Source organism: Aminobacterium colombiense DSM 12261, assembly GCF_000025885.1.
GTDB lineage: Bacteria > Synergistota > Synergistia > Synergistales > Aminobacteriaceae > Aminobacterium > Aminobacterium colombiense.
Genome location: NC_014011.1, coordinates 1,488,727 through 1,515,114 on the forward strand (window position 1 = coordinate 1,488,727; position 26,388 = coordinate 1,515,114).

Annotated in this window: 26 protein-coding genes; 2 read left to right on the top strand and 24 right to left on the bottom strand. The window is 48.0% G+C overall.

Translation table 11 applies throughout. From position 1 onward, the window contains the following. The 8 genes from AMICO_RS07445 to AMICO_RS07480 are packed head-to-tail and all read right to left on the bottom strand — an operon-like array spanning nt 1 to nt 8,078. On the bottom strand, nt 1-954 hold the full coding sequence (locus AMICO_RS07445) for a transketolase family protein (protein ID WP_013048840.1): 954 nt from the start codon (nt 952-954) through the stop codon (nt 1-3). Next, nucleotides 951-1,790: a transketolase gene (locus AMICO_RS07450; RefSeq protein ID WP_013048841.1), complete on the bottom strand. Its 840-nt coding sequence runs from the start codon at nt 1,788-1,790 to the stop codon at nt 951-953. Before AMICO_RS07450 ends, AMICO_RS07445 begins: the two co-directional genes overlap by 4 nt. After that, complete coding sequence (gene csaB, locus AMICO_RS07455; RefSeq protein WP_013048842.1) at nt 1,774-2,793, bottom strand: polysaccharide pyruvyl transferase CsaB; 1,020 nt, start codon at nt 2,791-2,793, stop codon at nt 1,774-1,776. The genes AMICO_RS07450 and csaB overlap by 17 nt, the downstream gene beginning before the upstream one ends. Next, nucleotides 2,790-4,709, bottom strand: coding sequence for a DUF5693 family protein (locus AMICO_RS07460; RefSeq protein WP_013048843.1), 1,920 nt, complete (start codon nt 4,707-4,709; stop codon nt 2,790-2,792). Before AMICO_RS07460 ends, csaB begins: the two co-directional genes overlap by 4 nt. After that, entirely contained in the window at nt 4,706-5,311 is a 606-nt protein-coding gene (locus AMICO_RS07465) for a Maf family protein (protein WP_013048844.1), read from the bottom strand. Before AMICO_RS07465 ends, AMICO_RS07460 begins: the two co-directional genes overlap by 4 nt. Next, entirely contained in the window at nt 5,296-5,544 is a 249-nt protein-coding gene (locus AMICO_RS07470) for a DUF4321 domain-containing protein (protein WP_013048845.1), read from the bottom strand. Before AMICO_RS07470 ends, AMICO_RS07465 begins: the two co-directional genes overlap by 16 nt. A 6-nt stretch (nt 5,545-5,550) precedes the next feature. After that, a complete protein-coding gene (locus AMICO_RS07475) occupies nt 5,551-6,354 on the bottom strand; it encodes an undecaprenyl-diphosphate phosphatase (protein WP_013048846.1) in 804 nt (267 codons plus the stop codon). Then, the gene (locus AMICO_RS07480) at nt 6,351-8,078 is read right to left on the bottom strand and encodes a ribonuclease J (protein WP_013048847.1); all 1,728 of its coding nucleotides are present in this window, start codon (nt 8,076-8,078) and stop codon (nt 6,351-6,353) included. Before AMICO_RS07480 ends, AMICO_RS07475 begins: the two co-directional genes overlap by 4 nt. Nucleotides 8,079-8,173: 95 nt before the next feature. Here AMICO_RS07480 and greA point away from each other — a divergent pair, with 95 nt between their 5' ends. Continuing rightward, nucleotides 8,174-8,665, top strand: coding sequence for a transcription elongation factor GreA (gene greA, locus AMICO_RS07485; protein WP_013048848.1), 492 nt, complete (start codon nt 8,174-8,176; stop codon nt 8,663-8,665). A 29-nt stretch (nt 8,666-8,694) separates the two neighbouring features. On the opposite strand, the gene AMICO_RS07490 is transcribed toward greA, so the two are convergent. The 10 genes from AMICO_RS07490 to AMICO_RS09975 form a co-directional block, all read right to left on the bottom strand. Further along, nucleotides 8,695-9,651 (bottom strand): D-alanine--D-alanine ligase family protein, encoded by a 957-nt coding sequence (locus AMICO_RS07490; protein WP_169302816.1) that lies wholly within the window; start codon nt 9,649-9,651, stop codon nt 8,695-8,697. A gap of 42 nt (nt 9,652-9,693) precedes the next feature. Next, complete coding sequence (locus AMICO_RS07495) at nt 9,694-11,364, bottom strand: LPS-assembly protein LptD (protein WP_013048850.1); 1,671 nt, start codon at nt 11,362-11,364, stop codon at nt 9,694-9,696. Then, nucleotides 11,352-11,909, bottom strand: coding sequence for a hypothetical protein (locus AMICO_RS07500; protein ID WP_013048851.1), 558 nt, complete (start codon nt 11,907-11,909; stop codon nt 11,352-11,354). Before AMICO_RS07500 ends, AMICO_RS07495 begins: the two co-directional genes overlap by 13 nt. Nucleotides 11,910-11,985: 76 nt before the next feature. Next, complete coding sequence (locus tag AMICO_RS07505) at nt 11,986-12,423, bottom strand: hypothetical protein (RefSeq protein ID WP_013048852.1); 438 nt, start codon at nt 12,421-12,423, stop codon at nt 11,986-11,988. Between the two features lie 44 nt (nt 12,424-12,467). Then, nucleotides 12,468-13,547, bottom strand: a complete 1,080-nt coding sequence (locus AMICO_RS07510; protein ID WP_013048853.1) for a hypothetical protein — start codon at nt 13,545-13,547, stop codon at nt 12,468-12,470. A gap of 32 nt (nt 13,548-13,579) precedes the next feature. Continuing rightward, complete coding sequence (locus AMICO_RS07515) at nt 13,580-15,181, bottom strand: CTP synthase (protein WP_013048854.1); 1,602 nt, start codon at nt 15,179-15,181, stop codon at nt 13,580-13,582. 112 nt (nt 15,182-15,293) lie between these two features. Beyond that, nucleotides 15,294-16,805: a peptidoglycan DD-metalloendopeptidase family protein gene (locus tag AMICO_RS07520; RefSeq protein ID WP_013048855.1), complete on the bottom strand. Its 1,512-nt coding sequence runs from the start codon at nt 16,803-16,805 to the stop codon at nt 15,294-15,296. Nucleotides 16,806-16,840: 35 nt separating this feature from the next. Next, the gene (gene rho, locus AMICO_RS07525; RefSeq protein WP_041459654.1) at nt 16,841-18,151 is read right to left on the bottom strand and encodes a transcription termination factor Rho; all 1,311 of its coding nucleotides are present in this window, start codon (nt 18,149-18,151) and stop codon (nt 16,841-16,843) included. A gap of 55 nt (nt 18,152-18,206) precedes the next feature. Further along, complete coding sequence (gene fsa / locus AMICO_RS07530) at nt 18,207-18,866, bottom strand: fructose-6-phosphate aldolase (RefSeq protein ID WP_013048857.1); 660 nt, start codon at nt 18,864-18,866, stop codon at nt 18,207-18,209. A gap of 25 nt (nt 18,867-18,891) precedes the next feature. Then, a complete protein-coding gene (locus tag AMICO_RS09975; RefSeq protein ID WP_169302817.1) occupies nt 18,892-19,311 on the bottom strand; it encodes a hypothetical protein in 420 nt (139 codons plus the stop codon). 194 nt (nt 19,312-19,505) lie between these two features. On the opposite strand from AMICO_RS09975, the gene AMICO_RS07540 reads away from it, so the two are divergent. Next, complete coding sequence (locus tag AMICO_RS07540; protein ID WP_013048859.1) at nt 19,506-20,000, top strand: ECF transporter S component; 495 nt, start codon at nt 19,506-19,508, stop codon at nt 19,998-20,000. Here AMICO_RS07540 and AMICO_RS07545 read toward each other — a convergent pair. From AMICO_RS07545 to AMICO_RS07570, 6 genes are all read right to left on the bottom strand, one after another. Next, nucleotides 19,954-20,835: a DUF4392 domain-containing protein gene (locus AMICO_RS07545; protein WP_013048860.1), complete on the bottom strand. Its 882-nt coding sequence runs from the start codon at nt 20,833-20,835 to the stop codon at nt 19,954-19,956. The genes AMICO_RS07540 and AMICO_RS07545 overlap by 47 nt on opposite strands. Nucleotides 20,836-20,837: 2 nt before the next feature. Further along, nucleotides 20,838-21,797: a 6-phosphofructokinase gene (gene pfkA / locus AMICO_RS07550; RefSeq protein WP_013048861.1), complete on the bottom strand. Its 960-nt coding sequence runs from the start codon at nt 21,795-21,797 to the stop codon at nt 20,838-20,840. A 65-nt stretch (nt 21,798-21,862) separates the two neighbouring features. Further along, complete coding sequence (locus AMICO_RS07555) at nt 21,863-22,609, bottom strand: hypothetical protein (protein WP_013048862.1); 747 nt, start codon at nt 22,607-22,609, stop codon at nt 21,863-21,865. Between the two features lie 94 nt (nt 22,610-22,703). Continuing rightward, the gene (locus AMICO_RS07560; protein ID WP_013048863.1) at nt 22,704-23,231 is read right to left on the bottom strand and encodes a hypothetical protein; all 528 of its coding nucleotides are present in this window, start codon (nt 23,229-23,231) and stop codon (nt 22,704-22,706) included. Nucleotides 23,232-23,465: 234 nt separating this feature from the next. After that, on the bottom strand, nt 23,466-24,857 hold the full coding sequence (locus AMICO_RS07565) for an S-layer homology domain-containing protein (protein WP_013048864.1): 1,392 nt from the start codon (nt 24,855-24,857) through the stop codon (nt 23,466-23,468). Between the two features lie 289 nt (nt 24,858-25,146). Next, complete coding sequence (locus tag AMICO_RS07570) at nt 25,147-26,361, bottom strand: O-antigen ligase family protein (RefSeq protein ID WP_013048865.1); 1,215 nt, start codon at nt 26,359-26,361, stop codon at nt 25,147-25,149. Nucleotides 26,362-26,388: the final 27 nt, after the last annotated feature.

Genomic DNA, 26,388 nt, shown 5'->3' on the forward strand with positions numbered 1-26,388 from the left:
TTACCTCCTGCGCATCGTCCATACCTGTACAGCCGCACTAACTATCTGGCTGGAAGTGAGGCCATAATACTCCTGCAATTCTTCGGCTCTTCCGCTTTGCCCAAACTTGTTATCAACTGCCACAAATTTAACCGGAGCAGGGTAACTTCGACAGACAAGACTGGCAATGGCATCGCCCAATCCGCCATGAAGCAAATGCTCTTCCGCTACTACACAGCATCCTGTTCGATGGATAGATTCCAATATCTGCTGGGCTGGAAGAGGGTTGACACTATAACAGTCTATCACTTCCGCACACAGATCCTGCTGTGCCAATATTTTTGCTGCCTTCAATGCCTCGTGAACCATAATACCACACGCACAAATGGTCACTTCTGTCCCCTCTTTTAAGACTCGGCCGCCTCCCAAAGAAAAATTAGCGTCGTCATTATCGTATAAAAGGGGCAATTCGGGACGCCCAAGACGTATGTAAACCGGTCTATTAAGTTCTGCCGCCCCTTTAATAAGAGCAAAAGCCGAGTTGTAATCTGATGGAACCAAAACACCCATACCAGGCAAAACTCGCATTAAAGCTATGTCTTCAAGCATCTGGTGGGTAGCGCCGTCCTCCCCCACAGTGACTCCTCCATAAGAAGCTATGAGCTTCACTGGAAGACCGGGAATGGCAATAGTCTCTCTAATTTCATCATAGGCCCTTCCAACAAGAAATGACGCTAATGATGAAACAAATACCCGAAAATTAGCGAGGCTCAGACCTGCGGAAGTAAGTATCATATTCTGCTCGGCAATACCCATATTGAAATAACGGTTGGAGCGAAGATTGCGAGCTGCGTCTTTGAATGCCGGCGCACCAACATCTCCATCTATAACAACGAGATCATCATATAGAGCGGCAAGTTCCACAAGCGCTGGCCCATAGGCATCCCGCGTGCTCTTGTTCAATGTTTCCGTCATAGCTTCATCCCCCCTGAATCCAGCTCACCAAGAGCCTTGTCTACAAGATCCCGGGTTATAACAACCGACCGGTCAAGAAGCTGTCCCTCCAGAAAGGAGACCCCTTTTCCTATTACCGTTTTTGCAATAATGACCAGAGGCTTGCCTGGTACGCCACAGGAGAGGGCATAATCCAAACTTGAAAAATCATGACCGTCGGCACAAACAACATGCCAGCCAAAAGCCTGAAATTTAGCATTAAGAGGCTCGATAGACAAAATTTTTTCCACTATGCCTTCCATTTGAACTTCATTGCGATCTATGATCATAATAAGATTATCAAGCTGATAATGGGCTGCAGACATAGCGGATTCCCAAATGGCCCCCTCCTGCAATTCCCCATCCCCTGCCAGACAGAAGACCCTGCTTTGAGAACCCCTCAGCCTGAGGCCGAGAGCGATGCCATTCGCCACACCTAACCCCATGCCAAGGGAGCCACTCGACGCATCTATCCCTGGCGTTCGTTTCGCCAGGGGGTGTCCCTGCAACATGGCGCCGAGCCGCCTATAATTCCATAGTTCATCTCTGCTAAAAAAACCGCGGTTAGCAAGAGCAGAGTATAAAGCGGGGCAACCGTGGCCTTTACTTAAAACAAGCCTGTCCCGCTCCTCCCAGTTCGGATTTTCAGAATTCGTTTTCAGAACCTTCCAATACAGCCAGGCCATTATATCCACGATAGAAAGGGATGACGCCATGTGGCCAGAACGGGCAACCCCGATCATCCGAACCACATCTTTCCGAATCAAAGCCGCGGCTTCTTCGAGTAAAACCTGTTCTTCCTTAGGAAGTTTTTTCATGGAAGCTCATCTCCTTCCAAGTTTTTTCCATTGATCGGCCACATTCCTGCCTGACGTAAGCGACCCGCTCAAGGCCTGATACGGGCCATGGAACAAGGGGCAGGTCTTTATTACTGAGAAGAGGAATCCCCCAATTTTTAGCAAAAGCTTCGACTTTGGGATCGTAAGGAACTGCGACAACTGGACATCCGGCTAACAGGGAAATCATGCAAAAATGCAAGCGCATTCCCACCGCCTGTCCTCCCAGACTCCAGATTTCCTCTATCTCCCTCCAATTTCGCACAAGGCGTATATCTTTACAGGGCAATAGTCCTGAAGCGGAAAAAGATCGTAACAGCTGTACATCCTCAGGCGCCATACCTACTCCTATTACAGGAAGAGCGTGTTGCCGGGCATACCGTGCCACAGTCTTTGCGGTCAGAACTGATAAATCCCCTTCCCAAGGACGAAGATTCACAAGCAATGCCAAAGGTGCATTTTCTTGTTTAGAAAAGGACAGCCCCATAACAAGATCAGGAACAAGCTCTCCGGCAAGGTCCCAGGAGTGAAGTACATCAAGCGATCTCTGATCCCGAACTGTTCTGACCTTGCAGAGGGTCAGGGCATTGCGGGCCAGCCAGGCCCCCATCCCGGTACGAAAAGGGCCGATAGATTGGGCCAGAACTGCCGAAGGACACCCTGCTATCCTAGCCATATGAAGGAGTCCCCAGTAATATACACATGATCGGAGACTTGTGGAATCCTGAAAAAGCCCCCCCCCTCCAAAAAGAAGAACTTCTGAACGTCGAAGGGTACGGTACACCTCCAGAAAACTCCACCGATCCACCGCATGAGTTCCAAAGGAAGACGCTGTTTCCTCAGGGGAGGCAGAGAGCACTACTATTCTCTCCCTTGGAACGCCATTCTTTTCAAGGTAATGAATCGCTGACGTTGCTAAAAGTTCGTCTCCTAAATTGTTGAAACCATAGTACCCTGCAAGAGCTGCTGCGAAGGGACGGCTCAATCCATAATCACTCCTCGCCATCGTTTCCAAAAGGGGCAAAGGATGTAGTGGAAGACAAGAAGCATTAATGTTCCTAAAATAATACCTGTCCACCACCCATTAAACTCTCGCCATAGAATAAAATACAAGGGGGTGTGGAAATGGCAGAAACTATTGACCAGGGATGAAAAGGCCAGGGTCGCAACTAATCTGAAAATTTCACGATACCGCTCCCATAACAGGCTCCTTCTAAAGTAATACCAAAGAAGAAGGGCCGGATACCCCGCAAAAAGCTCCTTATTCCTTGGACGAGCTATCAGGAATCTCTCAAGCATGTCACGCATTGTCACTTCCCAACCAGGAACAAACTGGGCATTTCCACTTCTGAGCAGGACTATAGCAGCGGCAGCGAGAAGACCTCCTATAAGCATAAGTTCCCCCCAGAGAGGCGGTCTGAAAATCACATCTTTTAAAGATTCTGGGTGGACTCGCCGACGCAGATCATGGAGAAGGACGATAAGAAGGGGTAAAAACAACGTCAGTTTAACACCAGAAAACGTCCGCAGCCTCAACATGTAAACGGGGTAACTAAAAAGAGCTGCAATGGCAAGGCCGCCAACAAGGGCGACGAGAAACCCACCCACAAGGCCTTTTAAAGGTTTTTTCCATTCTTCAAGAGCAATAAGAGAGGCCTCAGAAGCAAGCAGCCCCGCGGTGAAAGCCGCAACGATCCTGGCAATGAAAAGGATCTTCCAGACCCCCACCCCGAGAAAAAGTCCTATAACAATAAAAGCGGCGGTCTGAATGAAGCTGACCGTAGTCATTTCAAGAATTTGAAAGCGATCGCCCAAGCGGGCTATCATGAGAAGAAACACAAGGGAACAGGCAATAGCCCCGAATAGGGACATGTTCCACGATGAGAAAGGGTCTGGCCATTGTACCGCTATCTTCTGACCCCTCAGTCCCTGAGATAAACGCTGGATTTCTTTTTCGAAAGCCGCAAGAGGGTCGTCAGTCGCTTCAATAGCTGACGGACGCATGAGTAGAAGGCGCACGCCACGCTCTTTCGCTGCTCTCATCATCCGCTCATAGAGGGTATAACGAGAAATACTGCGGCTAATAATCTCTTCGGTGGTGACACTGTGAAGGGAAAGCAATCCCGGATACATAAGCCAATTCAGCTGGTGGGCTCCGAATTGTCTGGAAAACTCAACCATTGCCACAGGTATACCCGCCTCTTTCAACACATCGGCCAGTGGTCGAAGATCTGGATAACCGGCAGCAAAAAGCCCGGAAGGAGAAACGGCTCGAATCACAGCAGAAAAGTTATCAAGAAGCCCTTCTAAAAGGGCCATTTCATTTTGAGTATCGGGGACAGCGACCGGCGCAACTCTGTACATGACAGGAATTCCCGCAGAAGATGCAAAAAGGAGTCCCGAAAAATCAGGCAACACTCCTGTTTCTAAAAGTTCCTCTAGAGTATGGGGAAGAACATAGACAACTCCTTGTTCTTTGACATATCTGCGGCTCTCCGGAAACCTCACCTGAAGTGCGGAATCATACCATTGGGAGGCAGTAATGTCTGACGGAATCCATAAAGCGGCCGCGCCAAAGGGTTCATGGAGGTCTTTCCCCAAACCGTCCGGCAGACCCGCGACGGTTCCGTAATAAAGAGGAAGAGAGCCGGAAGAGAGATCTTTTCCTACTGTTTCGGATACGATCAGACCAGAAACACCGGCCTCTTTCAGACGGTCAAAGACTATTTCAGGGCTCTGGCTATTTTTCTGAGCCAGAGAGAGCACATCTTTATATTCGATAATAATGCCTGCATCTCTATGCTCTTTTTCCCCTTTCCAACGGGGGGTAAGGGCCAGCCCGGCACAGATAACGGCCAACACAAGAATAAGCAGCGTAAAGTTGCGTTTCGTAAAAGTCATTTCTCCCTCATCCTCCACTGATCTGCCAGAGAAAGCCCCGCCTTCTCAAAAAGACAGCTTAAAGCATATAAAGGCAACCCGACCACGTTGAAATAACAGCCATGAATAGATTGTACAAGAAGGGCGCCCTGTCCCTGTATGGCATAGGAACCAGCCTTATCAAGACCTTCTTCACTTTCGACATAGGCCGACAGGGCATCTTCATCAAGCTGGCGAAAGGTCACCTCCGTACACTCTACATCAGAAAACATCCTGTCGCCAGAACATAAGGCCACCCCGGAATAGACACGGTGCGTTTTTCCATTCAGCAGACGGAGCATTTTCAAAGATTCTTCTCTGTCAGCCGGTTTGCCCAATACCTGACCATCGATGGTTACAATAGTGTCCGAACCTATTACGTAGGCTTCAGGAAAATCAACAGACACCGATAGGGCTTTTGATTCTGCCAGTCGCCTCGCCATAGCCACGGGGTCTTCCTTAGGCAATAAATGTTCATCTACATCTGAAACTATGACATCAAAAGGCCATCCCAGGGACACCAGTAATTCTTTTCGCCGGGGACTCCCCGAAGCTAATATCACTTTTTTTATCGTATGATCCACAATCCCGCAATGCCTCCGATCAGTGTTCCCAAATTAGCGTGGAAGTAGAATTTCAGGCCAAAATCAATCACGGCAAGATTCACGTCGCGAAAATTAAAGCCTACAGATACTATATTACGAAAATACGATGCTGTAGAGGCAAATCCCTGTAAATAAATTCCGATGAGGGTTCCGATTACTATGGAAACGATGAGCATCCACCATCGTTTGGAACTATACTTTCCAATAGCCACATCTACCTACCTCCATAAAACCGACAAAAGACTCACGCTGGCAGGAATAAGACAATAAAAAGCGAATATGCGCCAGCGACCCAACGTTACCATCTTTCGCAAACAGATAAGCGCTCCATACCCCGAAATAAAAGCTATAATAACCCCACCATACCAGAAATCAGGCAGTTGGGTTACCAGACTTTCATTTTTGGTTATATCCATAATTTGGAGTATATTTGCCCCCAAAATAGCGGGAAGAGAGAGAAGAAAAGAGAAGCGGAATGCCTCTTCTGGAGATAGACCCCGTTTCAGCCCCATAACAATGGTAGAGCCAGACCGGGAGATTCCGGGAATAACTGCCAGCCCCTGAGCCACTCCGATCAAAAGACCTGACAGCAAAGATATTTTCCCCTGTCCTCTGGGCAATGTGGAAGCATACCAGAGAAGAAGGGACGTCACCAGAAGCGCCGCTCCCACAAGGGAAGGAACAACCATCCAGCGCTCAACAAGAGGTTTGAGAGGAAAACCGATAAATGCCGTTACAAAGGTACCGCAAATAACGGCCCACCCCAGGCGCCAACCTTCTGACTGACGACCAGAAGAGGAAACAAAACCAACAAGCCACTCACGGAAGAGATAAAGAATATCTCGCCAAAAGAAGCAGGCCGTGGCAACCATCGTACTAAAGTGAAGCAGCAAATCGTAGGTCAGGCTGTTTTCAGTGATACCCCACAAGTTTTGCAGAAGGGCAAGGTGGCCAGAGCTGCTTACAGGAAGAAACTCTGTGAGGCCTTGAACTATTCCAAGAATAAGCGATTCAAAACTCATTTTTCAGGTCGCTCCTCCACCATGGTTATGATAGGTAAAATCATCGGTCTTGCATGTACATAGCGCCGACGCACCACATCCCGCACTCTGCTTTTCACTCGCAGCTCAAGAACATCTTTCTCCACCGCTCTTTTTCTCTTTGCAAAATGTTCAAAGACTCTTTTAATAGCGGCAAGAAGGTCTTCATGAAGACTGGACGCGTCTTCTATGTGGATAAATCCTCGGCTTTCTATATAAGGGATAGAAAGGAGATTCAAATATTTATCAACCACCGCTGAAACAACAATAAAACCATCTTCTGCCAATTCATGACGTTCTTTCATAATGCTGCCTTCCAGTTCTCCCATGGCCACCCCATCGACCATGATCCTTCCTGCCGCCACATGCTCACGCACCTGGGCCCTGGTGCCTGATATGGCAAGCACATCGCCATTCTGCAATACAAATGTATTTTTGGGGGAGATTCCCATTTCCTGAGCTATCTGGGTGTGTCGAACCAGATGCCGGTATTCGCCATGGATAGGCACAAAGTATTTGGGTCTCACGAGATTGATCATAAGACGCAATTCGTCCCGGGCGGCGTGCCCGGAAACATGTATTTCCTTATCTCCCTCATAGATCACTTCACAGCCGCAGGCAAACAGGCGATTAATAGTGCTGCTTACGAGTTTTTCGTTACCCGGCACGGGAGAGGCAAAAATGGCCACCACATCTCGCGCACTCAGCTCTATCTGTTTGTGCTCTCCCTTGCTCATAAGAACAAGTCCGGAGAAAGGTTCCCCCTGGCTTCCCGTAGTCATCACAACAACCTGGTTCGGCGCATACTTATACACGTCAGCCGCAGGGATAATCATCTTATCATCTGCTGACAGATAGCCAAGCTCTCTCGCAAGGGCTACGTAGTTAATCATGCTGCGCCCCACAAAAGCGACCTTTCTGTTAAACCGGCTCGCCGCATCCACAACCTGCTGCACCCTGTGAAGGTTACTGGCAAAAGCCGCTATAATAATACGCTTATTCCGATGGAGGCGGAATATACGATCGAGGGTTCCGCCTATAATAAATTCTGATGATGTGAAACCTTTCTTTTCTGCATTGGTAGAGTCTGAAAGCATGAGAAGAACGCCCTTTTTCCCAGCTTCGGCAAAAGCCGCGTAATCGGTGAGCCGTCCATCAATGGGGGTAGGATCAAGCTTGAAATCCCCTGTATGTACAATGCAGCCCTGGGGGGTCTGAATGACTAGCCCCACACCATCTGGTATGGAGTGACAAACTGAAACGAACTGAACATTGAAACTGCCAAGCCCCGCCTCTTCCCCCGCCTTTACCTCCACAAAATTAGCATTGTAGTCGGGCACTGCCTCCTGTAGTTTATGGCGCACCATTCCAAGGGTAAGACGAGTTCCATAGACCGGGACGTTGAGGCGGGGCAACACAAAGGGAAGAGCGCCAATATGGTCTTCATGGCCGTGGGTAATAATAATCCCCTTAATTTTTTCGCGATTCTCTTCAAGATAAGAAATATCAGGTATGACAAAATCTATGCCTAACATCTCTTCGTCGGGAAACATGAGCCCAGCATCCACAACGAGAATGTCGTCTCCATATTGAAATACATACATATTTTTACCAATTTCGCCAAGTCCACCGAGGGCAAAAACCTTAAGCTGTACCGATTTTTTCTGCTTTCTTGGGCGTCGCCGCACTTTTTTATTATCCGGCATTCATTCACCTCCAATATTTTTATTGCCATAATCAGCATTTTTTGGTATTATTCCAAGTTACTGTAGATTCGTCCCTCTAAAGGAGGTTGGAGAATTTGAGTCGAATTGATTTTGATGGTGCACCTGTAATGACACGAAGCGGCTACGAAAAGCTCACTGCCGAGCTTGTTGAACTCAGAAGCGATGGACGGGCGGAAATATCACGCCAACTGGAAGAAGCAAGATCCTTTGGCGATTTAAGCGAAAACGCAGAGTACGCCGCCGCAAAAGACGAACAATCCAAATTAGAATCACGCATTTCGTGGCTAGAATTTCAGTTGAGCAAAGCTAAAGTAATAGATACTTCAGATGTGGATACCAGCCGTGTCACCCTCGGAACTACCGTCACAATAGAAGATATCACACACAAAAAAGTTTTCACATATACTGTCGTTGGCTCAGAAGAAGCAGACCCTAAAATGAATCACATTTCATCTTCCAGTCCCGTAGGAAAAGCCCTTTTTGGGAAAACAATAGGAGAAGAAGTCCAGGTCAAAGTTCCTAGGGGAATAAGGAATCTGAAAATCGTCAGCATCGCTGTAATGTAATCAATTAAGAGGGCGCATCTCTGCCGCACTTAACGGCAGGCGCTCTTTTTTTCAAGGGACAGACAAACAACATGAGACAGAAAAGCTGGAAAATCATAACCTGCCGCCGCTGCAGCTTTAGGGGTCAGGCTTGTTCCTGTCATTCCTGGAGCAGTATTAACCTCCAGAACCCAGGGAGTGCCCTTTTCTTCAACTCTAAAATCCACACGTGCGTATCCTTCGCAACTAAGAGCTTCAAAGGCACGGCAGGCCATCTGATGGATATCTGAACGTATTGAAGGATCAAAGGGCGCCGGTACTATATAGCGAGTCTTTCCCGGCGTGTATTTTGAATCGTAATCATAAAACCCTTTTTCCGGGCAAATCATTACTTCAGGCAAAGCTTCCAGATACCCTTTCTGTTTCCAGACAGTAACAGCCAGATCCACCCCATCAATATATTTTTCAATGACGCATCGACTATCATATTTCCAGGCCTCGTTAAAAGCATCAGAAAGCCCCTGGCTGTTATGAACAACTGTTACTCCCAGGGTACTTCCACCATTGCAAGGCTTCACAACGACTGAGTGGTGCCTTTCCGCAAAATGCCGCGCCTTCTCAAGAGAAAAGGACGACCCTTTAAGAACAAGAACCCCTTCTGGAGTAGGAACCCCAAAAAGATTCAACAACCCCTTCGTAGCAGCCTTGTCCATAGAGAGGCAACAGGCAAGAGACCCTGACCCGGAGTAGGGCAACCTCAGCGCATCAAGTGCTGACTGCACTCGGCCATCCTCCCCCCAGCTTCCATGGAGAGCGATAAAAACACTATCAATATGACCTGTTTTTCTTAAATCCGACAGTTGACCCAAATCTGTTATGTCAAAGGGGACAACTTTAAATCCCGCTTCTTCCAAAGCAGAAACCACAGCTGCACCGCTCTTGAGAGAAACCTCCCTTTCCGGCCCATCCCCGCCATACAATACCGCAACATTCAACTTTTTATCCACAATGTCATCCTCGTTTCGTTGACCCAGCAAACAGCTCCCCCGCTAAAATGGGAAGGGATTGGAAAGATTTTTATCTCCTAGTGCCATGGGCTTGTCAGGAAAAGCATTAATGATCAGCTTCATACTTACCCAGTCGTCATTTGTCCGACTCAGGTCGTCCCGGTAAAAAAGCTGCCATTTCAGGCAGTCACTCGTGTCATATGTCAAGATGTAGGCACGTTCAAACCATTTCTCGGTGCGTATATTATAAGCGCCGCGTACAGTAAGAGAGAGGTCTCTTCCTATAGGGAAAGCAAATTGCTGATAAAGCTCTTCCAATTCGCCATAGTTATCCCATCTCATCGGGGATCTACCATCTACCCACCGTCTGCGGTACGCCGTCCTCATATCTAAAAAGCCCAGTTTGTATCCGGCTCCCAGAGATAACCATGCAATCTTCTGCTCATCGTCGCCGCCATCATAACTATAATGCCAGTAACTTGAGGTCCAGAAGGGGCGTATTGGTGCCGGATTCCCGACTCCCGAAACAATTATTCCCAGCCCGCTGCGATCCGCTTCAAGAGTTCGACGTCCCCGCCTCTCTTCATAGCTTCCGTAGGTGCCAACCAGCCGCCATTTGGTGTTGACCCACGACATCAGTGGCCATGACGGGCTGTAAATATAGATCTCCGGCTCGCGGTAAAGAAGGTTCTTATAGATTTCACCGCCGCCCTTTTCTATATTAAGAGCCTCCCGCTGAGACCACCAGACCTTAGCCGACCAGCCGTTCCAGCTGCCTTTTACCCCCCAGGAAGGCCTGAATGTCTCTTCATCGGTAGTTTCTTCCCAGGAATATTCAAGATCACCGAAGAAGGAAGCGTTATCCAAGCCTAAAAAATCAAGATTCTGATGGGCTGAAACTGTCCATTCCATATTATTTTTCGTCCAGAAGACAGCCCCCACATGGGCGCCGCCATCTTCCCAGACAATGGGGCCGCTATAACCCAACCCCACGCCTTTATCTGAATCATAAACTATAGAGGGCATAAGTTCAGATTCAAGTTTATTCAGACTAACCACATAGTCAAAAGGATAGGTAAAAAGATATGATTTTCCTATATAAACCTTTGGTTTTTTAGCTACAATGCTTTTACCCGGTATAATGGTCAGTTTTTTTGTGACAACACGGTAGTGGGGATTTTTCTCAGGGCACGTGGTCAGCTCGATGTCGCTCCATTTTCCAATGGTGACCTTTTCTTTTATTCGGCGGGCTGACTTGCTGCTGATCCAACCTTTTTCAGCAGCCTTTTCTGTAGGGGCGAACTCCAGCTTTTCCCCCCGCACAAACAATTGCCCCACACCTGCCGGCATCTCTCCTTTTGCACCTTCCAGAACGCCTTCTTCTGTTGGAAGGTGGTAGAAAAGACTTTCACCGTACAGCTTCTGTGTCCCAGAAATAATAGAGACGCTTTTGCCAGGCAACGCTTTCGCCAGTGCCTCCTGAGACGCAATATCAAAATCTATGGAATCGGCATATATTCTAATGGCTCCATAACGAAGCAAGGCGTTCCCTTCAGCGGTGGCCAGGGATCCCTTTTCATTGTAGGCAACTGTTTCTGCTTCCAGAAACACTTCTGAAGGCTGTGCAGCCCAGCAGATACCTTTTGCCATAATAACAGCGAGGGCCAGTATGAATGCTATTCCGACTGCACTGCCACGAGCTATTCTCTCCACGTCAGAGCGGCCCCCTTCTCCACATAAAATACACCATCTTCTGTGGCGCGCCCATAGTTTCCCCTTAATGTTCCCTGAGTGTGGTCGGCCGAAATTCCTTTTGGGAAAATCCATTCTGCCTTGGCGCTGTTCCACTGAGCCTCAGGTGCTTCCCAGCTCACAGTAAAGGTCTCACTCTCAGTTACACCTTCCGGATTATATAACACGCCGTCTGAAGAGCCCTCATCAAAAACTCCTGAAGGAGCGATAACTCTCCAGCGATTGCCCTCAGAGATCTTCCCCGTAACCGTAATCTGTTCTGCCGCAATGAGACCGGATTTTCGCTCTGTCCGCTCTGCATGGATATGCCATATGCCGCCAGAAACTTCTTTTTCCATAGAAAGACTTTCAACCACAATAGCTGGTCCCTCTTTTACCACTTTCTTAATGGAATCAGGATCCAGGTGAAGGTCTCTCCAGGCTATCCACCCATAAAAGGCCATAAGGCCAGCAAGAACCAATAGGAAGATATAGATTTTTTTTTTACCGCTGAACCTGCCAGCCATCATTTTCCTCCCCTACAGAACATGGCAGCCCCGGCCGATGTAAAATCGACCCAGGGCTTACCGATTCTTCAGGATATTATAGTCTGAAATCAATTATAGCCGACACTCCTACCCCCTGAACCCTCTTGAATTGCTTCACAGGGTTCTCTGAATCTATAGGGATCAGTATCTTCGTTCTGAGTCTGTCTCTAAAAGTTACTTCAAGCTGAGCCACAGCCTTCGTCTTCTGTATTGCTTCTCCACGCGGGCCAGCCACCTGAGCTGCTCCAATACGGGTTCCAGAACCAAGAGATACGATGGGAACCACCTTCGTATGGCCCTCAACCTTTGCCCCTTTATTAAAGGTGACAGTGTTGATGAAATCGTTAAGGGGACCCGCCACCTGAGAAACAATAAACCCTCCGCCCACTACTCCAATGAGATCGCCCAGGTCTATAGCCCAGGCCATGCCGGACAAAGAGATAACGAAGGCCAGAACCACAGCCGCCAATTTCTTCTTTCCGTATTTCATCATATACTTCAACTCCTTCACTGCTGACGACACCTCGTAAGAAACTATTAGTTGATCGGCGTTAACGTGTCATCATTTGTCGCTGGTGCCTCTGCTACTCCCTGAGTTTCGTTTGTCGACACCGTATCAGATGATCCTTCTTCCGAAACCGCCGCGGGGCGCACCATCCCCTGCAGCCCCGCAGGAACGGGGTAGGCCGATATGCGAACTGTTTCTGCTGTTTCTACAAAAAGCTCGGTGCCCGCAGCAATTTCTTTCGCATCACCTCTAACAAGCATTCCGCCTGCAAGGCCAACAGGACCAAGAAGAATGGCCCCTATGAAACTCGTGCCGGCTGCCGCAATCTGAGCAGATTCCGCTTTTGTTGCCTTATCTGCCTTCTCTCCGATGGTGAGGGCAATCATCTCTGGCCCTAAAGGCAGAAGGGTGTCCGCTCCAATCTTTATTTCCGCCGGGCGTCCGAAACTTCGAGGCTTTGTTACAGATTCTACATGGGCTAAAGCGCGACTGCCAGCTGGAGCCAACAACATGCTTCCCGAAACAAGATCTTCCGCAAGTTCCAGGTGCACATTGTCACCTGCTTTAACAGCTGCCGGGGATAATGTATCCTTAAACTTTACCCGCAATACCTGTCCCTGAGGTATTTCTGCATCTTGCCACGTGACATTTTCAGAAAGGATGAGTCCTAAAATGCGTTCCAATCTCATGGCCACAGGCTTATCTGGATGAGCTGTCCCTTCGAGGATGGTCTCAAGAGAGTCTACACGCCTATTTACCGGACCATAAGCATCCACTTTCTGGTTAATAGCCCACTCGGCCACTCCCAGTTTAAAAATCATAGAAGGCTGGCCGGAGGTTCCTTTTTCAAGAAAATCAAGAATTGCTCTCTGACGTTCGGCGATGCTTCCTGGCAGTTCCCGGCCAAAAAGGTCTTTTTCAATATTACCAAGCCTCTCAATCAAGCCGCCTGACTTTGTTCTGCCGTATAAAATATCTTCAATATGACTCAACGTCTGAAAGGTAGATGTCCCATCATCGGACTGTGCCCAGACAGCAGAACTGGAAACCCCTAAGAACAGGACTATAAGAACCATTACCGCCGTAGACAACTTCAGCATTTTCTTCATTGTGGTCCCTCCTTCGCACCTTTTTAATCAAATTATTCTTTCGCCAAATCCACAGCCGCCCGAATAAACCCAACAAAAAGGGGATGGGGTTTAACCGGTCTAGACCGAAACTCCGGATGAAACTGCACCCCCACAAACCATGGGTGATCTTGTATTTCAACGATCTCTACAAGATCTTTTTCTTTATATACTCCCGCTATTTTAAGGCCTGCCTTTTCCATTTTCTGGCGGTAGGCGTTATTAAATTCGTAGCGATGGCGATGTCGTTCATTTACTACCTCTACATTATAGGCTTCATAAGAACGTGTGTTTTTAACAAGGGTACAGGGGTAGGCTCCCAGGCGCATGGTTCCCCCCATCTCATCCAGCTCGCGCTGTTCTTCCATAAGATGGATCACCTGATGCTCAGCCGACTCATCTATTTCAGCGCTGCTTGCATCTTTTATGCCGCAGACATTCCGGGCAAAGTCGACAACTGCTACCTGCATGCCAAGGCAAAGCCCCAAATAGGGAATGCGCCTTTCCCTTGCGTAACGTGCCGCTTCTATCTTGCCTTCTATGCCCCGTGCGCCGAAGCCCCCTGGGACAATCACTCCATGGACTCCTGACAGTACTTTTTCGGCTCCTTTTTCTTCAATTTCTTCAGCCTCTACCGCTCGAATTCGAACCCGCACCTTGTTTTGAATGCCAGCATGGTTGAGAGATTCCACTACGCTCAAGTAGGCATCTTTATGATTAATGTACTTGCCCACCATAGCTATTTCCACTTCGCCTTCCGGATCACAGAAGGTTTTTACAACTTGCTTCCAATCGTCAAGGTTGGGTTCAAGAGTACTGGTAAAGGAGAGCAATCTCATAACAAGGCGATCGAATTCCTGGGCCTGTAGGCTCAGGGGCACCTGGTAAATTGTAGGCTCATCAAGAGCTTCGATAACTGCCTCCTTCGGAACGTTGCAGAAGAGTGCGATTTTTTCTTTCATTTCGTCACATATAGGATAGTGTGAACGGCAAATTATAATATCGGGAAGAATACCGATTCGCCTCAGTTCCTGCACACTATGCTGGGTGGGTTTGGTCTTAAGTTCCCTGGCTGCTTCAAGATAGGGAACAAGGGTCACATGGCAATACAGAACATTTTGTCGTCCAACACGTGTCGCCATCTGGCGAATGGCCTCAAGAAAGGGCTGCCCCTCGATATCCCCCACAGTTCCCCCAATCTCGGCAATAACTATATCGTTGTCATCCGCGGCTTTAAGGATTCGATCCTGAATTTCGTTTGTTATGTGGGGAATAACCTGCACTGTCCCTCCGAGATAACAGCCGTGGCGCTCCTTTGATATGACTGTTGAATAGATCTTTCCCGTAGTTACGTTGTTATCGGCAGAAAGGGACTCGTCTATGAAACGCTCATAATGGCCGAGGTCCAGATCTGTTTCAGCCCCATCGTCAGTAACAAAAACCTCTCCGTGCTGAAAAGGATTCATTGTACCAGCGTCAACATTCAAATAGGGATCAAGTTTAATAATGGAAACTCTAAACCCTCTCTTCTTCAACAACACCCCTAAAGACGCCGCAGTAATACCTTTTCCGAGAGAAGAAACTACGCCGCCTGTCACAAAAATAAACTTTGTCATGGAATAATCCTCCGCCTAGGAAATAAAAATATCAAAAAAGATGGACCAGGGCCGCAAGAACCCCCTGGTCCAGTTTATCGAATCTACACTCCCTTGTCATGGGGCCACCAGCCTATCGAAGCACCTTTAAGGGATTTATCGGGCTGTTATTTTTTCGCACTTCAAAGTGAAGATGGGGCCCTGTAGCCCGTCCCGAAGTGCCCACGAGACCAATCACCTGTCCCTGGCTGACCCGCTGGCCTTTTTTAACGCTCAAACTCGAACAATGGGCATAAAGGGTTGAATAGCCCTGGCCATGACTTAACACCACAACACGTCCGTAACCGCCCATCCATCCGGAGTAAACGACTTGTCCATCCTTTGCTGCCCTTATGCGATATCCACGGGACGCTTTTATATCGATTCCCGTATGAAAACTTTTACGGCGGGTAATAGGATGACGCCGCCACCCGAAGGGACTGTTAATACGCCCCACCACCGGCCATCTGAAAGATCTTGAATATGTGGCGCCGGATTTTGAGGAGGATCCCTTGCCAGAAGAAGAACCAAAGGCTGAAACTTCTGGACGGGCTTCGGGAAGAAACAACTCTTCACCGATCTTCAATATCGCAAGATCCACACGAGATTCATTGATCTCTTTGACCTTATCAATCGAAATCTGAAATTTCTTTACTATGGAATCTAAGGTGTCTCCCTTTTTCACAGTATAGAAGATTCCATCCTGATTAGGAATCCTCAGCTGCTTTCCAGGTTTTAAAACGTTGGGATCCTTTAGGTCGTTGCTTCCGAAAAGGGTATCAATTTCCAGACTGAAAGTGTTGGAAATAGACCAGAGACTATCCCCATTTGCCACAGTGTATGTGGTCACCTCCAGTGGTTTCACTTTCCGCTGTTTCTCTGCCAGTCTGGCCTTTCGAGTTCTCACTTCTTCAAGAACTATCTCCACATCATCTGGTGAATGAGGAATGAGAAGCTTCTGATTGAGCGTCAAACGATTGGGATTTTTCAACTCGTTTGCTTTGGTGATATCCTCCACCGTAACATTATAGCGGGAGGCGATATCTATAAGGGTTTCTCCTGCTTTTACCGTATACTCTTCCCATTTCGTCTTGACTTCAGAAAGGACAACCTCACTGACTTCTTTTGTCCCTTCCGGCACCTTTGCTTTTTCTGCGCCCTCTGCTTTATCTGCGCTTTCAGCACTTTCTTTTTCTACTCTAACTTCTTTCTCCTCTTCAGGAGCAATGACATCGACTTCTGGATCTACATCATCTGTGGCAAAATCAGAACTTTCACTGCTGGCCATAAGAACCTCACCGCCATAACCATAGTCTGAAAGGCCTTCTTCCTCGGGAAGGGGACCTATCCCTATGGTTTCATCAGTGAGATCCATATCATTGGCAACGGCACCAGACATATCTATTACAACAAAACCTGCCGGAAATTGCGCATTATCATCTTTGTTTTCCTGGTCATCCTGAAGATTTCCCCATGCCACGCCCGCTGAACGATTACTGGCACAGACAGTGATGAATATGGCCGTACTGAACATAAGGAGCATAACAATCATAAAGCCCATACGGCCAGACTTAGAGTGGTTGCTGTTGGCTGGAGAATCCTTCATCCTTGTCCCTCCTTAAACACTCCTACTACTCTATACTACGCCATCTTAATGGTCAACAAGAAATCTCGGTTTGTTGGCGATTTCTTCAGTTTGTCTATGATAAGGGATAAGGCTCCCGCTTCGTCCACATTCACCATTCTGCGCCGTAAAAGCCAGATTCTGCCCAGGTCTTCCTCACCCATAAGCAGCTCTTCCCGGCGTGTTCCAGACTTGGTAATGTCAACAGCGGGGAATATTCTCTGTTCCGCAAGTTTTCGTGAAAGATGAAGCTCCATGTTGCCTGTACCTTTAAACTCTTCATAAATGACATCGTCCATTCTGCTTCCCGTATCCACGAGAGCTGTTCCTATAACTGTGAGACTCCCGCCCTCTTCTATATTTCTGGCCGCGCCAAAAAATCGTTTGGGAAAATAGAGGGCCGCGGGATCCATACCGCCTGACAGTGTTCTCCCAGAAGGAGGAACAACCAGGTTTGAAGCTCTTGCCAGACGGGTAATGGAGTCTAAAAGGAGCACTACATCCTTGCCTGTCTCCACAAGCCTTTTCGCTTTTTCAAGGGCGAGATTAGCTACGCGAAGGTGCTCTTCAGCAGGACGGTCAAAGGTGGATGCGATTATTTCTCCATCCACAGATCTGGCCATATCCGTAACTTCTTCAGGGCGTTCATCAATAAGCAGCACCATGAGTATGATATCGGGGTGGTTGACGGTCACCGCATTAGCTATCTTTTTCAAAACCGTGGTTTTCCCTGCCTTGGGGGGAGAAACCAAAAGGGCACGCTGCCCCTTTCCTATAGGAGCAAAAAGATCTATCAGTCGAGTAGAGATTTCGTCAGGGTCTGTCTCTAGCGTCAATCTGGAATCGGGGAATATGGGGGTTAAGGTTCCGAAATGGGGCCTCTTCCGTGCGGCTTCAGGATCGGCAAAATTCACCATTTCTACCCGTAAGAGGGCCTCATAATGTTCCTGATCCTTTGGAGGCCTCACCATTCCCCAGATGACATCGCCGTTGCGAAGTCCAAAACGCCGAATCTGGGAAGCAGAAACATATATGTCGTGATCGCTGGGCAACAATCCCTTTGGCCGCAAAAAACCGTAACCCTCGTTCAATATCTCAAGGGTTCCACCGCCAAAGCGATAATTCAGCTGTTCTGCCTGTGTTGTAAGTATAGAAATGATGAGATCATCTTTGCGAAGATTAGAGAAGCCGGTTACTCCTATATCTTTTGCTATCTTACGAAGTTCAGTTATGAGCTGTGAAGAGAGCTTTGCAAAATTATATCTCGGTTTCGGGACTGTCTTGGTTTCAGTCACTTCGGTCTCCGCCTCTGCTTCTGTTTCGTTCATCTCAGGTGTCTCCACCTCAGGTATAACATCGAGAATATTATTCTCTGGATTCTGATTATCTGTCATGGCTTTTCCGATACCCCTCCCAGTCTAAAATAAATTGCTGCAAGCCTTTTTCTGTTAATGGATGATTGAACATCTGCTTCATAACTTTGAAAGGCACCGTCACAATATGAGCGCCAGCAAGGGCGGCCTCCAGCACATGGGCTGGATGGCGAACGCTGGCTGCTATAATTTTTGTTGCAATGGAATGTATATGAAACACATCTGCGATATTTCGAAGAAGACCGCAACCCTCTTCGCCGATATCGTCAAGTCGTCCGACAAAGGGACTCACGTATGTTGCCCCGGCAGCGGCGGCAAGCAGGGCCTGCTGAGGTGAAAACACCAGGGTCACGTTAGTAGAAACCTTTTCTTTTGAAAGCGCCTTAGCAGCTCCCATACCTTGTGGCGTCATTGGAATCTTCACTACAACGTGAGGCGAGAGTGCAGCCAACTGAAGCCCTTCTCGAATCATACCTTCCGTATCTGTTGCTATAACCTCCGCGCTGACAGGACCTTCCACAATACCTGTAATTGTCCGGATCAGCTGATGAAAATCCACAGCCCCCTCTTTGGCTACAAGAGAAGGGTTTGTTGTCGCTCCTGATATAACTCCCCAGGCAGCAGCCTGTCTTAACTCATCAAGATTAGCCGTATCAAGGAAAAATTGCACCTATATCCCCTCTTCACTCTATTTATTATGGAACTTTTACCAAACTGGAAATTTCGAAATTCAGGCTGGAATACACTGTTCCCTCGTAACAGACCCGCACATCATAGGCTCCAACGGGCAGTGGCGAACCATCTTCCCGCAAAAGGCAAAACACCTTTGATCCCTTTCCTGGAGAAAGCAGAAGAACTTCTGAATAGACAAGGTGATCTCCATAATACCACTTTATTCGAATGTCACTTCTTTTGCTGGCAAGACTATAGTCAAAACACAGGCAAAGCTGACGTATTCCAGACATAAACTGCGTTCCCGTATGGAGAGGACGCATTTTTTCGTCCACTTCGTCGCAGAGCACCATGTTCTCGAGTTGGAAGGAAGAATCTGCCGTTCGCCGATTGTGTTTAACAGCCCAACAGGAAAAGCCGAGAAGAAGCACAATACAAGACATTACCAGAAGGAGAAAAAATCTCCCATTCCTAGACATTATACCCATCGCCCCTCGAATATGACAAGTTCGTAATATAAAAAGATTTTATTCAGATCCAGAAATGTCGTTAATTATGCCTGATCTGGTACTAATACCAGCGGTAATACACTTATACAATATAAAAACATTCTCCTCAGGACGGAGCTGATCGTGTTATGAAAAAAAGATCTCAGGCATCAAGTGTTTCTTTTGGAGCTGTAATGGCCGCCATAGTAGCTGTGGCAACCCTCATAAGTATTCCCATGCCAGGATTCAGGCTCTATTTTAACATGGGAGAAGGAGTGATCTACACTATTGCTCTCATTTTCGGCCCTCGATATGGCGCATTATGCGGGGGTCTTGGCGCTTCTATTGCAGATCTCATTTTAGGCTATCCTCTGTGGGCCCCCTTTACCCTTGTTATTAAGGGACTGGAAGGTTATGTCGCGGGAAAGCTTCGCAACAAGAATAAGACTCTTGCCATCGCAGCCGGCGCCTCCGTTATGATCACAGGGTACACCACCATGGCCGCCATTCTCTATGGCGCAAAGGCCGCCCCAGTGGAGCTGGCCACCGATCTTCTGCAGACAGGCATAGGCGCCATCGTTGCGTTGGTGTTGTCGCCTATGATAGAGAAACGTCTGAAGCCTTCTTTTCTCTCAAACTCATAGCAGCCTGCCACCAGTCGCGTAAGGCATTTACCAACCGAAGATGTTCATTAAGGGGGAATCCGTCAACAGAGGGTTCCCTCCTTTTCGTTACGCCATCCACAGCCCCTGCCTTAAAAACCGCCGTAAGGAGATCTTCTTCCTCTTGCAATGATTGCCCGAGCCATCGGGACTCCCGTAGAGAAAGAAGGGCTGTCAAGGCATATCCTCCCCAATTTGACACATCCACCGGCAAAGCTATGTCTGCCTGGGTTACAGATAAAGAGCTTTCATACTCTGGCACAAGGCGGGCAAGCTCTGAAAAGAGAAGTCCCATCCCCGCCTCATTTCCGCCATCGCCAACGGCGAGGACTGGAATTCCTTTCTGCTGAGCAAGAAATATCCCATCATCAAGGGGCGCTGTCCATTGGGTTATATCCTCTCCCCGCATATTGTGATAGCCGCCAGAGGAAGTTTTTCCAAGGCGCTCAATATAGATGAAGACATCAAAAGAGGCATATTCCATTATTTCTTCGGCCGTGGAAACCGCAACTACCGGCGGTCCATCTATGGCCTTGCTTGCCGCCTCCACCACCAAACTGCAAAGGGGGTCGGTAAAAATCACCGCAGAGCGGCCAGACCAAACAAGAGCCCGCCCCAGCACAGCAGCGCCAGAAGGGCCATCGGTTTCTGCCGCCCGGGCTGAAGGAATATAGAACCCCGTTACAATAGCCACAGAAGAAGAGCCCGCCAGCAGGTTCAGTGCTTTCGACAGATAAAGAGGCTTACATAATCTGGACGCAGACCTTCCACCCTTGTCAGCACCCACCAGGGAACAAAGATCAGCGAGGTTTTTCATTTTTATATGCTCAGCTTCTCAACGAGTTCCAATTTTTCGGGACTCAATATTTTGTTAACCTGCCATGAATCGGAGAGAGAACAGAGACTCATCTGATGGGCAACAGTCCCCACCATCATCCCCTTTTTGCCATCAAGAAGGGATTCAACAGCAAAGGCTCCCATACGAGAGGCGAGAATGGCGTCAAAGGACGTTGGGCTGCCCCCTCGCTGAATATATCCCAAAACCGTAACCCTTGCATCGTATCCTGCCGTATCCTTAAGCTCACTGCGAAGGGTCGCCGCAGACATGGCCCCTTCCGCTACTATAATAAGGGAGTGGGTCTTGCCCCGGGCCCTCGTATCGTGAAGCTTGTCGCAGAGGCGCCCCAGGCTGAAAGGCAGTTCGGGCACCACAAGATACTCAGCTCCGCTGGCAACAGCCACTTCAAGGGCAATAAAGCCCGCTTCCCGTCCCATTACTTCAACAATAAAAAGCCGATCATGGCTGCTGGCCGTATCACGAAGCTTTTTAACGGCTTCAAGAGCTGTATTAACGGCCGTATCAAAGCCTATGGTCTCATCTGTGCCCGCCACGTCATTATCGATGGTACCGGGCACTCCTATGACAGAAACCCCTTTTTCGTAAAGTTTCTGCCCCCCTCTGAACGATCCGTCTCCACCAATAATGACAAGTCCGTCAATTGCCGCATTCTTTAACTGGAACAGGGCCCGATCCAATCCAGCCTCTGTTTTAAACCGTTCGCTTCGGGCTGTCTTAAGAATCGTACCGCCCCTATGGATGATTCCCCCCACAGAAGCCCTGTTCAAAGGCACGAAATCGCCATCGATCAGCCCTTCAAACCCCCGCATAACGCCTACCGCCTCGAGATGGTGATAAATGGCCGTTCGTACCACTGCCCGGATAGCTGCGTTCATACCTGGGGCGTCTCCTCCGCTCGTGAGCACTGCAACCCTTTTCACGTCGTCATTTCCTCCTCTACAAATAAAAAAGGGACGGCTATGCCGTCCCCTATTGTCACAAAATATTACTGATGCTGCAACTCTTCCACACGTTTCTGTACCTGCCGCAACTCTTCTTCCACTTCTGCCAGCTGTCCTTCAAGGTCTTTCTTCTGGCCATTGAGCACATCAAGACGCTTTATAAGGCGGTCAAGCTCAAGGCGGGCCGCGGCCTTGCCAGCATAGAGCCTCTCGGGGTTATCATCCACCACATCCCATATATATTCAATGGTTTTGCTCATGGTCACAGAACTAATCCCGCCGTTTACTACGAGGCGAATGGATTTTACCCCCTCAAGAATGGGCTTGCCCTTCTCGTCAAACCGGGGGAAATAGATAAAGCCGTCACGCTTGCCCTGCAACTTAAAGTTAAAACGCTTATCGTAGTCCACGGGTTTCAGTTTGTTCTTGCCCACCCACAGCGTAAGCTGGTCGCCAAAAGGCGCCATGTGCATGGACGGCCCCCTATTGTCAAACTCAATAAAAATAGGAATGTACTCTTCTAAAGTTAGTGTCTTCAGAAGTTCATATTTATACTGCTCTGCCTCATCAGACGTCCACAGATTCTTATTAGCTTCACTCTGCACCAGGGCCTCTATATATTCTGCGGCATAATAGGTTGCGGTAATCCATACTTCGCTTCCCATATCATCCTTATAATGGTTTGTCTTCGACCATCGCCGCAATATCTTCTCATCGGCAAAGCCTGGTGCCATAATACTCAATATAAGCACGGCAGCACATATACACACAAGGCATTTTTTTAGCTTCACAGAAAGTCCCTCCTCAGGTTCTACACAAGCTGAATGTCATTATACACTGGAAAAGCCCATGAAAAAAGGACCTCCCCACATTACGGAAGGACCCTTAAAAAGTTACTACGGTACGAAGTCTGATAACCCTGTCATCCTTGCCAGGCGTTATCCCGCTGTTTTCGATCTTGTCATAGGCAAGCTCGAAAGAAAGGCCCGGCGTGTAGTAGTATTTAACGCCAAAGGTCCAGTTCTTCATGTTTTCTGCATCAACATAGCGGGCTTTGCCCGCAAAATAGCGGTGGAAGGTCGTCCACTGATTATTCCATTTCCGGGTCAAAAGGACAGAAAATACATTGTCCCACTCTCCCCTATAATAAAGATCAGGAGCACCAGCAAAGTAAAGGGCTGCATTATATGCCGCCGCGCCATAATCATCCCATGGCCCGGATGTCAAAACATAAAAGTACTCATCAAAATTCACGTACTCACGCCAAAGGAAAGTGAACCCAAGGGCATTGTCACCTTCCCAGTCATAGCCCCGGTGGATCATTGGTACATCTATAGAAAGACTCGCAGCAAACGTCGGTGCGACGAAAGCGGCCAATGCGACAACTGCTGCGAGTGCAAAAATCTTTTTCATAGTTGCGCACCCCCCGGTTGTCTTTATACTTGCGGCTAAAAGCTGTCGGCTCTTCTTTTTTACCGCGTACGCTCAACTCAATTACACTCTAAATTATTTAATTTCTTTAATAAAACAAAAACCCTACTTTAATAAGGTACTAAATTATCACTTTTTTTGCAAGTAGAAAATATAAAAAAAGGGTCTCCCGTACGGGAGACCCTTTTGATTAACAAGCAACGTTCTTCAGTTCAATTAGAATGTTACGCGGGTACGAAGTCTGATGACGTTGTCGTCGTTGGCAGCCGCAGTCCGGGTCTGGCTATTTTCGATCTTATCATAGGCAAGCTCGAAAGAAAGAGCTGGTGTGTAGTAGTACTTCACGCCAACGGTCCAGTTGGTTGTATCGTCAAAGCCCGCACCTGTTGCACGAGCGCTTCCGCTCAGGTAGCGCTGGAAGGTTGACCACTTGTCGTTCCATTTCTGGTTCAGGCTTACGAAAAGAATGTTGTCATATGCGCCAAGGCCTGTACCGGTAACTGTACCGTAGTTATCCCACGGGCCATCTGTCCATGCTGCAAAGTTCTCGTCAAAGTCTGTATATTCAACCCAAAGAGAAGTGAAGCCAAGAGCGGCCTGTTTCACATCAAGAATGGCCTGCCATGCTGCTGGGCTATCTTCGCCAGCGGCAACATTGAGATCCTGTTTGTAGTAAGCTCCCTTGAATCCCCAGTCAGAATTAAAGTTGAATCCAAGAGCTGCCCACCAGACTGACTCGTCATCAGCTACATCATAGTCGCGTGCAATGTAGTTTCCAGACATCCAGAAGTTCTCGTTGAAGTTGAACTTCACACGGCCAGCGTACTCATAGTATTCATCTAATGCTGCTGGATCGTCATTACGTGCAACATACATCGCGAAATCGCCCATGCTGAAGGGTCTGCCAAAGTAGAAACCATTGAGAGAACGGTCGGTGAACCAGGCATCGTTGTCTGTATAGAGACCATCGTCGTCTTCCCAGTCGAATGCCCAGAGACCTGCCATCATATTGACGTCCCAGGGAAGGGCCACGTCGATCCAGTAGCGCTGCCAGGAAACGTTTCCTGCGTTGTTTCCAAGACGAGCTGTGAACTTAACTTTATCATCAACCTTTTTGCTCATCCAGATGCGGTAACGGTTCAGGTTGAAGTCTACATCGCTGCGATCTGTGTAAAGGCCGCCTGCCCGATCAGCAAACTTCGCGTCGAAGCGGAATTCGCCCCAGAATTTCCAGCCGCCAAGGTTCTCTTCGAGAACGGCTACTCTGCCGTCGAGTTTGTCGACCTTCACGCCAAGTGCGTCAAGCTCGTCTTTGAACTCAACAACAAGTTTCTTCAGCATCTCAACATCCTGCTTGCTGGCCTTCTCCATGTCAACTACGGCCAATGAGCGGGCTACAAGAGAAGCCATTTCATAACGGGTCATGGGCTGGTTTCCTTTGTAGGAACCATCGGGATAACCGGAAACGACACCGCGAGAAGCAAGCTGGCCTACTGCGTCATAGGCCCAATGGTTCATAGGTACATCCATGAAAGGATTGGCAGCGAACGCCGGTGCGGCGAAAGCAACCAATGCTACTACTGCTACGAGTGCAAGAATCTTTTTCATATTTGTGCAACCCCCTTGGTTGTCTTTATATTTGCGGGATCACACATTCTTATCGGAAGACTAGTGAGAAGTTTCCTCGTTTCCTTCTTTGGTGTCCTCACTCAAGAACTGTGTTTTCTCCGCCCTCAACATCCGCTCCCTCTTTTTGGCTGGGGGTTGTCGGCACCTCCTTTCTTGCCTTCAGAGATTATTACGGATGAATGAAGCTAGTGAACCAAGTCAAATTGTCAAAGGACTCAGTAATTTCGCTGACTATGCTACCGTGAAATCCCTACGATTGGAATAGGCCCTAAGACTCAATTCCATAGTTCTCCCGTTGTAGACTGAATCCGAGAACAGTCCAGAATAACACGGCCGCCTTATATCGGAAGGAGAAGACATCCCCTCCAATACTGTATAAAAGTATTAACAATATTGTAACCCAACAGACAAGAAAAAGCCACCGCCACTTGTCAGCGCCGGTTTTAAAACGCTGAAACCCTTTTTTCAAAGCAACCCCAAATAGATAGAGCATTCCTATAAGGGTTGGAATCCCTCCGTAAATTAACAAGTTTAAATACATATTATGTGCATCAGGGGCTTCCTTTATGTGATTTTCCGGAACGTAGCGTTTTTTCACTTCTTGAAATTCTTCTCGGGATCTGCCCCATCCCCACCCAGTAATCGGTTTTTCCTTCACCATATAATAGGCAACTTGCCATATATCAGACCTGTTTGTGGTTAAATGTGAAATATCATGAAAACTCGTAATTTGTTGAACCTCTTTCGAGAAACGATGAAAAACTTTCTTAAAGGTAGAGTCCGCGGTGACGTGCCCTACTAACGCGACACATATAAAGATAAGAATAAAAAGTGCCGTTATCTTTCTAACCCTTTTACTGTAGTAAAGGAGGAAAAACAAGCTAAAGACACAGGCCATCCAGGCTGCTGTCGTAAAACTTATTATAAGGGCTATAAAAACCAGGATGCTTACAGCAATATAACCAAAGGATTTAATATGGGATTTTTCTACCATGTTGGCGCTGCCTGGATATAAGAGGGCAAAGGGGAAAATAAGGCATACGTAAAGCCCAAGGGAATTGATGTTGGAAAAAACACCTTCACCCAGGGGGTTCTGGGCTATTTTGAAGAAGGAAAAGGCCATGGTAACAATAACGGTCATGTACCAGACATGAACCCATCTATTTACATTTTTCTCTTTTCGCAACACGTAGGCAGCCAACCAGCACGCAAAAACAAACTCCACGAGCATCGAGTAACCGCGGCCCCATAAAGCAAAGTCGTTTTTTGCGAACCAGGTGACAACTCCTCCCCATATGAGAAGGGCTATAAACACAAAGGAAACCGATCTATCAAATACAGCCGGCAGCGATTCTCTTTTAATAGCCTTCAGCGCCAGCCCTATAAACACCAAAAGCCATCCCAGATATCTTGGGACAGGCCCCCAGGGGGACCAGAAAAGAGACCATAAAAAGCCAAATTCAATAATGCGATCTGCAACCATTGCAATGCTCCTTTGAAAGTGTTGTGA